The following is a 13,426-nucleotide window of genomic DNA, read 5'->3' as shown; positions in this document are numbered from 1 at the left end:
GCCGACAGCATGACGGCAGACATCGCAGCGATCCTTGCGATCGACGGAATAGCCACCGGGGCGGTCTACGCCCTGGTGGCGATCGGAACCGTGCTGATCTTCACCGTAACGCGGGTGATCTTCATTCCGTTCGGCGACATCGCAGCCTTCACGGCGCTGACACTGGCGGCGCTCGATGCCAGGCAGCTTCCCGGAACGGTCGGGCTGGTTGTCGTGCTGGCGTGCATGGCCTGCGTGATGGAGGTCGTCTCGCTGGCGCGCGCCGGCGAGTTTCGCGCGGTGCCGAAGGCCGTCCTCGGCTATCTCGTACTGCCCTTGATTGTCGTCGGGATCGTCTGGCTGACGATGCGCTTCAATCCGCCGATGCCGGTCCGGATCGTGCTGGCGCTGCTGTTGATCATGCCGATCTCGCCGCTGCTGGACCGGATCGTGTTCCGCCCGATCGCGGACGCCTCGGTTCTGCTGCTGCTGACGGTCTCGGTCGCGCTTCACTTCGCGCTGGTCGGACTTGGCTTGCTGTTCTTCGGCCCCGAAGGCGTCAGGACCGAGCCGTTGACGTCGATGGCGATGGAGATCGCCGGCGTTCACGTTTCCGGACAGACGGTACTGATCCTCACCGCCGCGCTGGTGTTCAGCGGCCTGCTGTTTCTGTTCTTCGACTTCACACTGATCGGCAAGGCGTTGCGCGCGACCGCGCTGAACCGGACCGGCGCCCGGCTGATGGGAATCCGCCCGGCGCGCGCCGGGACCATCGCCTATCTCCTGGGATCGCTGATGGCCGGCGTCTCCGGCATCCTGATCGCGCCGGTGAACACCATCTTCTACGACTCCGGATTCCTGCTCGGCCTGAAAGCCTTTGTCGGCGCCATCGTCGGCGGCATGGCCAGCTATCCGGGCGCGGCGCTCGGCGCGTTCGGCGTCGGCATTATCGAGAGCTTCGCTTCGTTCCAGAGCAGCACCTTGAAGGACGTCATCGTCTTCTCGCTGCTGATCCCCGTCCTGCTCTGGCGCTCGTTCGTCTCGCAGCATTCCGAAGAGGAAGTCGAGGAATGACACTGCAGCAGATCCGTCTCATCATTGCCGCGGCGATCGCCTGCCTCGTGGCGGCGCCCTTCGTGCTCAATCCGTTCAGCATCACCTTGCTGAACTACATCGGCATCTACTCGCTTGCCGCAATCGGGCTCGCGCTGCTGACCGGGGTCGGCGGCATTGTCTCGTTCGGCCAGGCGGCCTTCGTCGGCGTCGCAGCCTACTCAACCGCCTGGGTCACGGCGGTGAACGGCTATTCGCCCTGGCTCGGGCTTGTGCTGGCCGTCGTCCTGACCTGCAGCATCGCCGCGATCCTGGGCTTCGTGACGTTGCGTCTGGGCGGCCACTTCCTGTCATTGAGCACGGTCGCCTGGGGACTGGCGATTGCGTTCCTGTTCGGCAACATCGATGGCCTCGGTCAACATAACGGCATCTCGGGCATTCCGCCGATCTCGATCGGCCCGGTCGCGCTGGTCGAGAGCCGGCAGATCTATTTCCTGATCTGGGCGATCGTCGTGGCGGTTCTTTTCGTCTGCTACAATCTGCTCGACTCCCGCATCGGCCGCGCCATGCGCGCGCTCCGCGGCGGAAATACGCTGGTCGAAAGCCTCGGGATCAGCGCATTCCAGATCAAGCTGGTGACGTTCGTCATCGCCGCGTTCCTTGGCGCGCTGTCCGGATGGCTTTATGCCCATCTCGGCCGTTTCGTCAGCCCCGGACCGTTCGACGCAGCCATGGGCATCGAATATCTGATGATGGCGATGGTCGGCGGCGCCGGCAGCATTCTGGGCGGCGTGGTGGGTGCGGCAATCGTCACGCTGCTGAAGAACAGCGTGCAGGACTATCTGCCGCTGATCGCCAAGGGCGCCTCCGGCCAGCTCGAGATCGTGGCGTTCTCGGCGCTGTTCATCCTGTTCCTCCAACGCGCCCGGCAGGGCATCGTCCCGTTCCTCGCAGGTTTTCTGCCGGACCTGAAACAGTCCCGTCCGCAAGCGGCGACGCCATTGCCGCGCCGCGAGCAGCCGGCGCCCGGCACGCTGCTTCTCAAGGTCAGCGGCGCGCAGCGGCGATTTGGCGGTCTCGTCGCCGTCAACAATGTCAGCTTCGACGTGAAGTCCGGCGAAATTCTAGGCCTGATCGGGCCGAACGGCGCGGGCAAGACCACGATGTTCAACCTGCTCACGGGAGCGCTGCGCGCCAACAGCGGCGAGATCGCGTTCGCGGGCCGCTCGATCACCCGCGACCAACAGTTTCACATCGCCCGCGCCGGAATCTCCCGCACCTTCCAGCACGTCAAGCTGCGCCCGCGCATGACGCTGCTCGACAACGTGCTGCTCGGCACCTATTCGCGCACCCGGACGGGCCTCTTCGCCGGCGCCCTGCGCCTCAACCAGGCGGAAGAGGCCAGTGCACGCTACGAAGCGCTGCGGCAGCTCGAACGGGTCGGGCTCGGCGACAAGCCGTTCGAGCTCGCCGGCAATTTGCCGCTCGGCAATCAGCGCGTGCTCGAAATTGCCCGCGCGCTCGCAGCCGATCCAACGCTGCTCGTGCTCGACGAGCCGGCGGCCGGCCTGCGCCGCCAGGAAAAGCTCAAGCTTGCCGAACTGCTGCGGTCGCTGCGCGCCGACCACCTGACCATCCTTCTGGTCGAGCACGACATGGAGTTCGTGATGTCGCTGGTCGACCGCATCGTCGTACTCGATTTCGGCTCAAAGCTCTGCGAGGGCGAACCGGCGGCGATCCGCAGCGACGCCCGCGTCCAGGAAGCCTATCTCGGAGGTGTCGCGTGACGCAGATGTTCTCGATCGAGGATGTGTCGGTCGGCTACGGCAAGGTGGAAGCCGTGCGCAATGTCTCGCTGTCGGTCGAAGAAGGGCAAATCGTGACCGTGATCGGCCCGAACGGCGCCGGCAAGACTACCCTTCTGATGGCCGCCATCGGTCTGCTGAAGTCCACGGGGCGGATGGTGTTCCAAGGCACTGATCTGGCGCGGATCGATGTCGAGGGCCGCGTCGAGCGCGGCCTCTGCCTTGTGCCCGAGAAGCGCGAACTGTTCGCCGACATGTCGGTCGCCGACAACCTTTTGCTCGGCACCTACAGCCTGCGTGACCGCTCAACGACGCGCAAAAGCCTCGACGACGTGTTCGACCGTTTCCCCCGGCTGAAGGAGCGCAGCAAGCAGGCCGCCGGCACGCTGTCGGGCGGCGAGCGGCAGATGCTGGCGCTCGGCCGCGCGCTGATGGCGAAGCCGAAACTCCTGGTGCTCGACGAACCCAGTCTCGGCCTCGCGCCGCTCATCGTCCGCGAAATCTTCCGCACCATCGCCTCGCTGCGAAGCCTCGGCGTCTCGGTCCTGCTCGTCGAGCAGAACGCCCGCGCCGCGCTGGAGACCGCGGATTACGGCTATGTGCTGGAAACCGGCGAGATCATCCAGTCCGGTCCGGCGGACACGCTGATCCACGACCCGAAGCTGATCGCAGCCTATCTGGGCGGCCACTGACGCGAGGCGCGCGGCTCCTGCATCACACGACAGGTTCGCGCGCCAGCCCCATGGCCCGCAGCGCCGCGGCAAAGGCCGCAAGACGCTTCTCACGATAGGCCGCCTGATCGACGCCTTCGTAGTTCATGAATCCCTGCCCGGTCTTCATGCCGATCCGTCCTTCGCGCATATTCGCCGCGATGATGTCAGGTGCGGCGTAGCGGCTGTCGCCCAACGCCTCGACCAGATAGCGGCTGGCATGATGCAGGATATCGCCGCCGCCCCAGTCGATGAACTCGAGCAGGCCGAGCACCGCAAAGCGGAAACCGAAGCCGTAAATGACGGCCTTATCGATATCCTCCGCCGAGGCGACGCCCTCCTCCACCATGCGGGCGGCCTCGTTCATCGCCAGCGACTGGATTCTGGGAACGATGAAGCCCGGCCGCGCCGCGCAGACGACCGGCACCTTGCCGATGCCTTCGAGCAACGTCTTCATCCGCGCCGTGACCTCCGGCGAGGTGAGCCTCCCGGGCGACAATTCGATCAGCGGCACCAGATAGGCCGGATTGAGCCAATGCGCATTGAGGAAGCGGCCGGGGTGTTCGATCGATCCCGCGAGATCGTCGACCAGTATCGTCGACGTGGTCGACGCGATGATCGGGCCTTCGCCCGCCAGCCGCGAGGTCTCGGCCAGCGCGGCCTGCTTCAAGCCCAGGATTTCCGGCACCCCCTCAAAGATGACGTCGCAACGCGGCAGCACCGCATCCGCCTCCTGCCGGGGCATGATCCTGATCCGTTCGGCAATCGTGGGCACAAGCCCCGGCGGGAGCAGATCGATGCGTGATAGGATCTCGAGCGTCGAGCGGATCTCCGCCCTGGCCTCGGCTGCCAGCGCCTCAAATGCCGACGCTTCCCGTTCCTTGAAGTCGACGACGACAACCTGATGGCCGGCAAACGCGAATACCACCGCAATCCCGCGGCCCATTCGGCCGGCGCCGAGGCATCCGATAACTGGTTTCATCGAAAACCCTCGTTCAGAAGAGTCTGCAACGCGGCCCGATCGAGATCGCCGAGGCCGAGCGACGCCAAGCTCCGGCCCGTCACCGCGAAATCTTCGCCGGTGATGGCGGCGCCGATCGCCAGGAACGCCCTAACCAGCGGTGTTTGCACGCCGACGAGGCCAGCCACTGAAGCAAGGAACGACAGGCCAAGACGCAAATCCTCCAGCATGTAGCGGTGCTCGACAAGAACGAGGCGCTCGGACCAATCGCCGGAATCCGTAAGCTGGTCGTGCGCGTCGCGCGCATACATCCAGGGTTCGCCATCCTTCGAATAGTGATCCGCAAGGGGAAAGTGCGGCCCGCCATAGCCAAGCGCCTCGCGGATGGCGATGCGTTCGGCATCGAGCGCATCCGTCACGCGGCGAATCGCCGGCTGGGTTCCTTCCTTGTGGATATCCCACTTGTCGAAATGCTCGATCGGGCCGGCATTCATGGTGATCAGCGGTGGATGGATGATCGGACCGGCATTCATCAGCGCGCCCGACAGCGCATCGCCGCATGGCTCGATGGCGTTCGGAAACGCAGCCTCGATCACGCCCAGCGCGTGCTTGGCAAGGCGCAATGGAAACACGCCGGTCGGCAGCCGCGCGCCTCTGCCCGAGATACGCACCGCATAAGGGCCCTGCTTGCGCGCAAGCCATGGCAGCGTTCCAGTTTCCGCGGTTGCGATCTCCGCGCGGTTGCCGGCGTCTTTTGCCGCGCGAGCAAAGATGTAGGAGCCGAACGTGCCGGGCGGCAGAAACACGACTTGGCCGTCGCGCAGATGCGGCGCGGCCAGTTGGGCGATTGCGGGCTGCGCGAAGGCCGGCGCTGGACACAGGATGAGATCGGCCGCTTCGATCGCTTCCGCGATCGAAGACGTGATCATGGCCAGCCTGATATCACGTCGCCCCGCCCGATCGATGACCGTTATCGTGCCGCCCTGCGCGCGATGCGCCTCGACATCTCCCGGATTTCGCCGCCACAGCCTGACTTCGTGACCGGCCAAGGCGAAGTCGCCGGCAGCCGCAAACGAACCGTTGCCCCCACTCAACACTGCAATCTTCAAGATGTCCTCCGCTTTTTGTTGGCCGGCCGGTTCGATGTGAATCCTGCCACGAAAGGGAAAATGCTACGCGGGCCCCGCTTTGTTCTTTTCCTGCCAGGCCACCCAGCTCGGACGATCGATCTGGAACAGGTCGGTGGAGCGCGCATACCAGCCGCTGCCGTGCATGCGGGCGATCAGGCGCAGCGCCTGCGTATCGATGTGACAGCGCTCCTTGTCCAGGATCACCGCATCATCGACATGGGCGCGGACCACGCGGCCGATCACGGCGGTCTGCCGGGGCCCCGTCACCAGCGACGTGAGCACCCGGCATTCGAACGACACCGGCGATTCCGCGATACGCGGTGGACGCACCGACTGCGAGGCAGCCGGCGTCAACCCAGCCAGTGTTAGTTCGTCGATCTCGGGCGGTGCATCGATGCAGGTGATGTTCATGGCCTCGGCGTTGGCTTCGCCAACGAGGTTGACGACGAACTCGCCGGTATCGAGGATGTTCGCCGCCGTGTCCTTGAAGCGTTCCGAGCCCGCTAGAAGACCGATCGCGACCGTGGGCGGCTCATGGCCCATCACGTTGAAGAAGCTGAACGGCGCGGCATTGATCACGCCGCTCGCGGAGAGCGTGGTGATCCAGGCGATCGGCCGCGGCGTCACCGTGGCCGTCAGGATCTTGTAGCGGTTCTGCGCTTCCAGCGTCTCCATGTCGAAGATCATGCCGGCCTCTCAGATCGCCACCACCGGATGACGCAGCCGGCCGATGCCCGTGACTTCCGCTTCCACCACGTCGCCCGGCCACAGCCATTCCTGCGGAGAGCGACCGGCGCCGACGCCCTCGGGCGTTCCCGTCGCGATGATATCTCCCGGCTCCAGCGTCATCGCGGCCGAAATGTCCGCGATCAGGAGCGGCACCTTGAACAGCATGTGGCGCGTGTTGGAGCGCTGCTTCTCGACGCCGTTCACCGTCAGCCACAGATCGAGCGCGTGCGGATCGGTGATTTCATCCGCCGTGACGATGCACGGCCCGAACGGCGCGTAGGTGTCCTGTCCCTTGGAGTAGATCCATTGGCCGGCGCGGCGATTGTCGCGGGCGCTGACGTCGATCATCACGCTGTAGCCGAACACGAAGCCGAGCGCTTCCGCCTCCGACACCCGCCGTGCGGTCCGTCCCATCACGACGGCAAGCTCGACTTCCCAGTCGAGCTGCTGCGTGATCGCCTTGTTGTGATGGATGGCCTCGTCAGGCCCGATCACGCTGGTTGGCGGCTTCGAGAAGATGATGGGCTGCTTGGGCAGGTCCTTTGCCGTGTCGAGGGCGCGGGACGACTCCGCGACGTGCTCGACATAATTGAGGCCGATGCCAAAAATGTTCTTGCGCGGACGCGGGATCGGCGCCAGCAGCCTGACATTCGCCAGCGGCAATGCGGCGCCGACGGGCCAATGATCCTTGCCCTCGTTCAGTATCTTCTTGAGCGCTGCCAGCGCGGGCGGCCCAAGATCGATAAAGTCGAGCATCGATGACGGAAGGGAAGCCCCGACATGCTGGCCAACCTTCTCAACGTCGACGACCAGATCGCCGACGACGGCGCCAAGACGGGCGGCAGCCTCAACTGTGCTGCGATAGGTAACGAGGCGCACTGATTCTCTCCTAGGATACGAGGGGCTGCCGGCCGCCATTGTCGCCAAAGGCTTCCTCGCGGTAGAGCCCGAGCGCGTGCATGACCGGCAGGTCGTTGAAGGTGAACAGGCAGGCGTCCTCGCTGGCGGAGGCATTCACATGTTCATGCCAGGCCCAGGACGGAACACAGAAGATGTCGCGCTCTTTCCAGTCGAAGCGCTTGCCATCGATGATGGAGTGACCGCGTCCCTTGGCGACCTGATAGATGAAACTGCCGGTGTGACGATGCGCGCGCGTGCTCTCGCCCGGCCGCAGCATCTGCATCGACGCGCCGATCGTCTGCATCACCGGATCGCCGGTCACCGGGTTCACATAGTTCATGAGCACGCCGTCATACGGCGAACCGTCGGTGGCCTTGGCGTAGCGCTGCAGCGCCTCGTAGGTCGGACCCCACTCATATTTCAACAGCGGCGAATATCCCTTGGACCATTCGGCCCCCGCCGGACGCAGGCCGGGATTGCCCCAGGTGTGCGTCATGTCGTCGACGGGATAGCCGACGCTCTGCTGCAGATCGGGGTGAACCACATAGAAATTGGCTTCGAGCGTATTGACCAGCGGGATGTCGAGACCGTCCTGCCAGATGCAGGGCGTGCCGTCGCTGGAGACGCCGTGTTCATGCCAGGTGCCGTTCGGCGTCAGCACAAAATCGTTGGCGCCGAGCGTCATCTTGTGGCCGTCGACGATGCGCGCCGAATATTCTTTACGATCGAGCAGGAACCACGTCATCGACACGATATGCTCGGGCCCCGCGCCGCCGGCACGCACCACAGCATCGACGTTCTTCAGGGTCTGGCCGATCTGAGCCACCAGATCGTCGGACTCGAACTTGCATTGTTCGTTCCAGCCGATCTGGCCTGCGACGAAGATCATCTTGCCGCGGGCGGCGATGCCGTTCGCATAACCGCTCGGCTTGGCCCAACCGGGCGGCTGCAAGAACTCGAACATTTCTTAACTCCCGTGGCAGGACGCGACTGGACGCCCGCAGCTAGGCTTTCAGGACGTCGCGTCCGATAATGAGTTTCTGGACTTCGGTCGCGCCTTCATAGATGCGCAACGCGCGTATCTCGCGATAGAGCTGCTCGACCATCTCGCCGGAGCGCACGCCGCGGCCGCCGAACATCTGCACGGCGCGGTCGATCACTTCTTGCGCGGTTTCGGTCGCGACCATCTTCGCCATCGCCGCTTCGCGCGTCGTGGAAGCTTTCTGCACGTCGCGCCGCCAGGCCGCCCGATAGGTGAGAAGCGCACTGGCGTCGACACCCGCCGCCATGTCGCCAAGCGCCGCCTGCGTCAATTGCTGGTCGCCCAGCACGCCGCCGAACATCCGCCGGCTCCGCGCATGCGCTGTCGCCTCATCGAGCGCGCGGCGGGCAAAGCCAAGTGCCGCGGCTGCGACCGAGGCGCGGAAGATATCGAGGGTGCGCATCGCGATCTTGAAACCTTCGCCCGGCGAGCCCAACAGCCGCGCCGCCGGAATCCGGCACGAATCGAAACGCAGCGTCGCCAGCGGGTGCGGCGCCATCACGTCGATGCGGCCGGCAATCGAGAACCCGGGATCATCCGGCAGCACCACAAAAGCCGAAATGCCCCGCGCACCCGGCGCCTCGCCGGTCCGCGCAAACAACGTATACACGTCGGCGATGCCGCCGTTGGAAATCCAGGTCTTCTCGCCATCCAGGATATAGTGGTCGCCCTCGCGCCGCGCGCTGCAGGCCATGGCGGCAACGTCGGAACCGGCTTCCTTCTCCGACAGGGCAAAGGCCGCGACCCAGTCGCCGCGCCGCGCCTTCGGCAGCACCAGCGCGCGCAATTCAGGCGAGCCGGCAATTGCCACCGCCCCGGTGCCAAGTCCCTGCATCGCAAAGGCGAAATCGGCGAGCCCGCTGTGCCAGGCCAGCGTCTCCCGGGCCAGACAGATCAGCCGGGAATCGATCACCGCATCGGGCCGATCGCCCGCGACCGACGCCTCCAGCAATCCTGCAGCGCCAAGGCTACGAACCAGCGAACGGCAAGTCCCGTCGACGTCGCCGCCGTGCGTATCGCCAAGACCGGCTGCAAATGCATCGAGCACTGCCGCATATTCGCCGTGACGGGAATCGAAGAACGGCCACGCGAGATGTTCGCGAGACGGCCCGCGCAACTGCGAAACCGGGGTCATGTCAGTCTCCCGCAAAGGCCGCTTTTAGCGTACGCCACCAAGCGCGACGCGTGCCAATAATGTTTCATGGCTAAAATATCCTGTCAAGCGAGCCGATCTGGTGCCAGAGCCGGCCGGCTGTGCACAAAGCCTGCGAAATAGGCTACAAAACTGCAGATAGATTCGCGAAGGATGTTTTGCCGTGCCCAAACCCGCAAGTTTGATTGACATCATTTTTGTTTGATGTCTAAAATTATATTCGGTCGTCCGGAGTTCCCCGCAAGGCCGAGGAGGCGAGCATGGCAGAACGCTCTTTCGCGCGCGAGGTGGAGGACCTGAAGCTGGGCGCCGGCCAGGAATTTCGCGGCGAAGGCATCCTCGCGATCACCAAGGCATTGCTCGAATGCGGCGTCAGCTATGTCGCCGGCTACCAGGGCGCGCCGATCTCGCATCTGATGGACGTGCTGTCGGACGCGCAGGATATCCTTTCCGACCTCGGCGTGCATTTCGAATCCAGCGCCAGCGAGGCGACGGCGGCGGCCACCCTTGCCGCCTCCGTGATGTATCCGATCCGCGGCGCAGTCACGTTCAAGGCGCCGGTCGGCATCAACGTCGCGTCCGACGCGCTCGCCAACCTGTCCTCGGGCGGCGTAACCGGCGGGGCGCTCATTATCATCGGCGAGGATTACGGCGAAGGCTCCTCCATCATGCAGGAGCGTTCGCACGCCTTTGCGATGAAGTCACAACTCTGGCTGGTCGATCCGCGGCCCAACGTGGCGTCGATCGTCAAGGCCGTGCACGATTCCTTCGAACTATCCGAGGCGTCGAATACGCCCGTCATGCTGGAGGTGCGGATACGTGCCTGCCATGTCCATGGCCGCTTCGCCACCCGCGACAACGTCCGCCCTGCCTTTCCGCTTTCCCGCGCGCTCGATGCGCCGTCGCGCGACACCAACCGTATCGTGCTGCCGCCCGCCTCGTTCCTGCACGAAAAGGAGAAGATCGAGCACCGCTGGCCTGCGGCGGTCGAATTCATCCACGCCCGCGGCATGAACGAGACGTTTGACGGCGATATCGACGACATCGGCATCATCATGCAGGGCGGCATGTATAACGGCGTCATCACCGCGCTGCGCGAGGCTGGCCTTGCCGATATCTGGGGCGAGACGCGCGTGCCGCTCTATGTGATGAACGTGACCTACCCGATCGTCGACCGCGAGGTGATCGACTTCTGCCGGGCTAAGAAGGCCGTGCTGATGGTCGAGGAGGGCCAGCCCGAATTCATCGAGCAGGCGCTGCACAAGATCCTGCGCAACGCCGACATTCCGGCCAAGCTGCACGGCAAGGACCTGTTCCCGATGGCCGGCGAATACACCGCGCAGGTCATGGGCGCAGCGATCGGTGCCTTCATCCGCCGATGGCGCGCGGACGCGCTTCCCGATGCCGCACGCGCGCCGAACATCGACCGTGTCGAGGTCGACGACAAGATCCGCGCGCTGGCCGACGTGGTGCCGCCGCGACCACCGGGCTTCTGCACCGGCTGTCCGGAGCGGCCGATCTTTTCCGCGATGAAGCTCGTGGAAAAGGAGCTCGGCCCGCATCACATCGCCGCCGATATCGGCTGCCATTTGTTCTCGATCCTGCCGCCGTTCAATATCGGCGCCACCACCATGGGATACGGACTCGGTCCTGCATCGGCCTCGGCTTTCAACGTTCCGGCGAGCAAGCGCTCGATCTCGATGATGGGCGACGGCGGCTTCTGGCATAACGGGCTAACCAGCGGCGTCGGCAACGCCGTCTTCAATCAGCACGACGGCGTGATCGTCGTGGTCGACAATTATTATTCCGCCGCGACCGGCGGCCAGGACATCCCCTCTTCGCGCGCCGACAACCGTTCGCGCTCGACCAAGCATCCGATCGTCGAAGCGGTGAAGGGCGTCGGCGCCAAGTGGGTGCGCCAGATCGACCGCACCTATGACGTCACGCGCATGCGCGACACCCTGCGCGAGGCGCTGACGACGGAGGAGAAGGGGCCGAAGATCATCGTCGCCTCGTCGGAATGCATGCTGAACAAGCAGCGGCGCGTGAAGCCGCTGGTGGCGGCCGCCGCCAAGCGCGGCGAGCGCGTCGTGCGCGAGCGCTTCGGCGTCGACGAGGACACCTGCTCCGGCGACCACGCCTGCATCCGCCTGTCCGGCTGCCCGTCGCTGTCGGTGAAGCCGACCAGCGATCCCCTCAAGGACAACCCGGTCGCCGCCGTCGACAATACTTGCGTCGGCTGCGGCCATTGCGGCGAGGTCGCGGACGCTGCCGTCTTGTGTCCCTCCTTCTACCGCGCCGACGTCGTTTCCAACCCGACCGCCTTCGAAGCGCGGCTCGACCGCATCTGGCAACGGATGATCGGCGCGTTGCAGCGCTGGCGGGCGGGGCGGCGGGTCACATTCGAGCAGGAGGCGGCATGAACGTCTCAGTCGCCCCCTCCTCCATCGCGCTCAGTCAGGCTCGCCCCATCACCGTCGCGGTGCTCGCGATGGGCGGCCAGGGCGGCGGCGTGCTGGTCGACTGGATCGTGGCGCTGGCCGAGCGGCGCGGCTGGTTCGCGCAATCGACCTCGGTGCCCGGCGTCGCCCAGCGCACCGGCGCCACCATCTATTACATCGAGATGATCGCGCCCGACGCCGGCAAGCCGGATCGTTACCCCGTGCTGTCGATGATGCCGGCGCCGGGCAAGGTCGACATCGTGATCGGCGCCGAATTGATGGAGGCCGGCCGCGCCATCCTGCGCGGGCTGGTCTCGCCTGACCGCACGTTGTTGATCGGCTCCTCGCACCGCTCGCTGGCCGTGAGCGAGAAGACCGCGCCCGGCGACGGCACCGCCGACGCGTCGCAGGTCTATGAGGCGGCCAATGTCGCCGCCAACCGCTTCATCGCGTTCGACATGTCCGAGATTGCGGATGCCACCGGCAGCGTGGTTTCCTCGGTGTTGTTCGGTGCGCTCGCGGGTTCCGGCGCCCTGCCCTTTACGACCGAGGATTTTGAGGCAACGATCCGCTCAGCCGGCGTCGGCGTGGATGCCAGCCTGCGCGCCTTCACCGCCGGCCGCGAGCGGGCGGTTGCCACGCTCAAGCAGGATCCCAAGATCAAGCCGACGGCAAAACCGCCGCTCGCCAAACGCTTTCCGCGCCTTGAACCGATCGGTCATACCGATTACGACGCGCTGGTCGCGCGGGCGCGGCAGTTGCCGGTTGAGATACACGGCATCGTCGCGGCCGGCCTGCAGCGCGTGGTCGATTATCAGGACGTCGCCTATGGCGGTGAATATCTCGACCGGCTGGAAGCGATGCCGCGCGACGCAATCGGGCTGATGCAGGCCTTTGCAAAATATCTCGCCATCGCGATGGCCTATGATGACGTCATCCGGGTGGCGGATCTCAAGACCCGCGCGGGGCGGTTCGACCGCGTGCGCCGCGAGGCGCGGGCCGGCGATGACCAGATCCTCGGGATCACCGAGTTCTTCCATCCGCGGATCGAGGAAATGGCGGGGTTGCTGCCGCCGCGGCTCGGCGAAAAGGTCGAGCGTAGCAAAGGGCTCGCCCGGCTCATTGATCGTGGACGAAAATTGCGCACGACCTCACCCTCGGCGTTCCTGATGCTGTACTGCGTGGCAGGCTTGCGGCGATTCCGTCGGCGCATGCTGCGGCATTCGCGAGAGATGCGCCATCTCGATCAATGGGTGCAACGCGTCCGGAAGTTCGCCGCTGACGATACAGCGCTCGCGACCGCCGTGTGCGAGGCGCGCCGTCTCGTCGGCGGCTACTCGGACACGCGTTCCCGCGGTGAATCGAAATTCGACAAGGTCATGCTGGCGTCCGAGCGTCTGGCCGGCCGGCCCGATGCTGCCGAATGGGTGCAGCGGCTGATCAAGGTGGCGCTGAAGGACGCCGATGGCGCTGAACTCGACGGCGCGTTGCGCACCGTCGAGACATTGTTCGAGGACGCCTGA

At 65.2% G+C, this 13,426-nt stretch carries 11 protein-coding genes; 5 read left to right on the top strand and 6 right to left on the bottom strand.

Annotated elements, in window-relative coordinates; all coding sequences use genetic code 11:
- Positions 1–9 precede the first annotated feature (9 nt).
- Genes C7G61_RS29510 through C7G61_RS29500 form a run of 3 tightly spaced genes read left to right on the top strand, consistent with a single transcriptional unit; the run spans position 10 to position 3,529 of the window.
- Positions 10–1,053 (top strand): branched-chain amino acid ABC transporter permease, encoded by a 1,044-nt coding sequence (locus C7G61_RS29510; RefSeq protein WP_108520401.1) that lies wholly within the window; start codon positions 10–12, stop codon positions 1,051–1,053.
- Positions 1,050–2,819 carry a branched-chain amino acid ABC transporter ATP-binding protein/permease gene (locus C7G61_RS29505; RefSeq protein ID WP_108520399.1) on the top strand — a complete coding sequence of 590 codons (1,770 nt, stop codon included), beginning with the start codon at positions 1,050–1,052 and terminating at the stop codon, positions 2,817–2,819. Before C7G61_RS29510 ends, C7G61_RS29505 begins: the two co-directional genes overlap by 4 nt.
- Positions 2,816–3,529: an ABC transporter ATP-binding protein gene (locus C7G61_RS29500; protein WP_108520397.1), complete on the top strand. Its 714-nt coding sequence runs from the start codon at positions 2,816–2,818 to the stop codon at positions 3,527–3,529. Before C7G61_RS29505 ends, C7G61_RS29500 begins: the two co-directional genes overlap by 4 nt.
- Positions 3,530–3,551: 22 nt before the next feature.
- Here the strand turns inward: C7G61_RS29500 and C7G61_RS29495 are convergent, their stop codons facing one another.
- The 6 genes from C7G61_RS29495 to C7G61_RS29470 all read right to left on the bottom strand — a co-directional run bounded on the left by C7G61_RS29495 (position 3,552) and on the right by C7G61_RS29470 (position 9,444).
- Positions 3,552–4,529: a 3-hydroxybutyryl-CoA dehydrogenase gene (locus tag C7G61_RS29495; protein WP_108520394.1), complete on the bottom strand. Its 978-nt coding sequence runs from the start codon at positions 4,527–4,529 to the stop codon at positions 3,552–3,554.
- A complete protein-coding gene (locus tag C7G61_RS29490) occupies positions 4,526–5,617 on the bottom strand; it encodes an NAD/NADP-dependent octopine/nopaline dehydrogenase family protein (RefSeq protein WP_108520392.1) in 1,092 nt (363 codons plus the stop codon). Before C7G61_RS29490 ends, C7G61_RS29495 begins: the two co-directional genes overlap by 4 nt.
- 63 nt (positions 5,618–5,680) lie before the next feature.
- Positions 5,681–6,325, bottom strand: a complete 645-nt coding sequence (locus tag C7G61_RS29485; RefSeq protein ID WP_108520390.1) for a flavin reductase family protein — start codon at positions 6,323–6,325, stop codon at positions 5,681–5,683.
- A 9-nt stretch (positions 6,326–6,334) separates the two neighbouring features.
- Positions 6,335–7,246 (bottom strand): fumarylacetoacetate hydrolase family protein, encoded by a 912-nt coding sequence (locus tag C7G61_RS29480; RefSeq protein ID WP_108520388.1) that lies wholly within the window; start codon positions 7,244–7,246, stop codon positions 6,335–6,337.
- Between the two features lie 10 nt (positions 7,247–7,256).
- Complete coding sequence (locus tag C7G61_RS29475) at positions 7,257–8,231, bottom strand: cupin domain-containing protein (protein WP_108520386.1); 975 nt, start codon at positions 8,229–8,231, stop codon at positions 7,257–7,259.
- A 40-nt stretch (positions 8,232–8,271) separates the two neighbouring features.
- Complete coding sequence (locus C7G61_RS29470) at positions 8,272–9,444, bottom strand: acyl-CoA dehydrogenase family protein (RefSeq protein ID WP_108520383.1); 1,173 nt, start codon at positions 9,442–9,444, stop codon at positions 8,272–8,274.
- Positions 9,445–9,722: 278 nt separating this feature from the next.
- Here C7G61_RS29470 and C7G61_RS29465 point away from each other — a divergent pair, with 278 nt between their 5' ends.
- Both C7G61_RS29465 and C7G61_RS29460 read left to right on the top strand, forming a co-directional pair.
- A complete protein-coding gene (locus C7G61_RS29465; protein ID WP_108520380.1) occupies positions 9,723–11,885 on the top strand; it encodes a thiamine pyrophosphate-dependent enzyme in 2,163 nt (720 codons plus the stop codon).
- On the top strand, positions 11,882–13,426 hold the full coding sequence (locus C7G61_RS29460) for an indolepyruvate oxidoreductase subunit beta family protein (protein WP_108520378.1): 1,545 nt from the start codon (positions 11,882–11,884) through the stop codon (positions 13,424–13,426). The genes C7G61_RS29465 and C7G61_RS29460 overlap by 4 nt, the downstream gene beginning before the upstream one ends.

Source organism: Bradyrhizobium algeriense (assembly GCF_003062295.1).
In the GTDB taxonomy this organism is placed as follows: domain Bacteria; phylum Pseudomonadota; class Alphaproteobacteria; order Rhizobiales; family Xanthobacteraceae; genus Bradyrhizobium; species Bradyrhizobium algeriense.
Note: the sequence above shows the minus strand (reverse complement) of the source record. Positions and strands in the feature narration are given on the sequence as shown.

Excerpts from the sequence above, each read along its gene's own strand:
- C7G61_RS29460 (WP_108520378.1), top strand. The coding sequence starts at position 11,882 with ATGAACGTCTCAGTCGCCCCCTCCTCCATCGCGCTCAGTCAGGCTCGC.
- C7G61_RS29505 (WP_108520399.1), top strand. The coding sequence starts at position 1,050 with ATGACACTGCAGCAGATCCGTCTCATCATTGCCGCGGCGATCGCCTGC.
- C7G61_RS29495 (WP_108520394.1), bottom strand. The coding sequence starts at position 4,529 with ATGAAACCAGTTATCGGATGCCTCGGCGCCGGCCGAATGGGCCGCGGG.
- C7G61_RS29470 (WP_108520383.1), bottom strand. The coding sequence starts at position 9,444 with ATGACCCCGGTTTCGCAGTTGCGCGGGCCGTCTCGCGAACATCTCGCG.
- C7G61_RS29465 (WP_108520380.1), top strand. The coding sequence starts at position 9,723 with ATGGCAGAACGCTCTTTCGCGCGCGAGGTGGAGGACCTGAAGCTGGGC.
- C7G61_RS29485 (WP_108520390.1), bottom strand. The coding sequence starts at position 6,325 with ATGATCTTCGACATGGAGACGCTGGAAGCGCAGAACCGCTACAAGATC.
- C7G61_RS29475 (WP_108520386.1), bottom strand. The coding sequence starts at position 8,231 with ATGTTCGAGTTCTTGCAGCCGCCCGGTTGGGCCAAGCCGAGCGGTTAT.
- C7G61_RS29510 (WP_108520401.1), top strand. The coding sequence starts at position 10 with ATGACGGCAGACATCGCAGCGATCCTTGCGATCGACGGAATAGCCACC.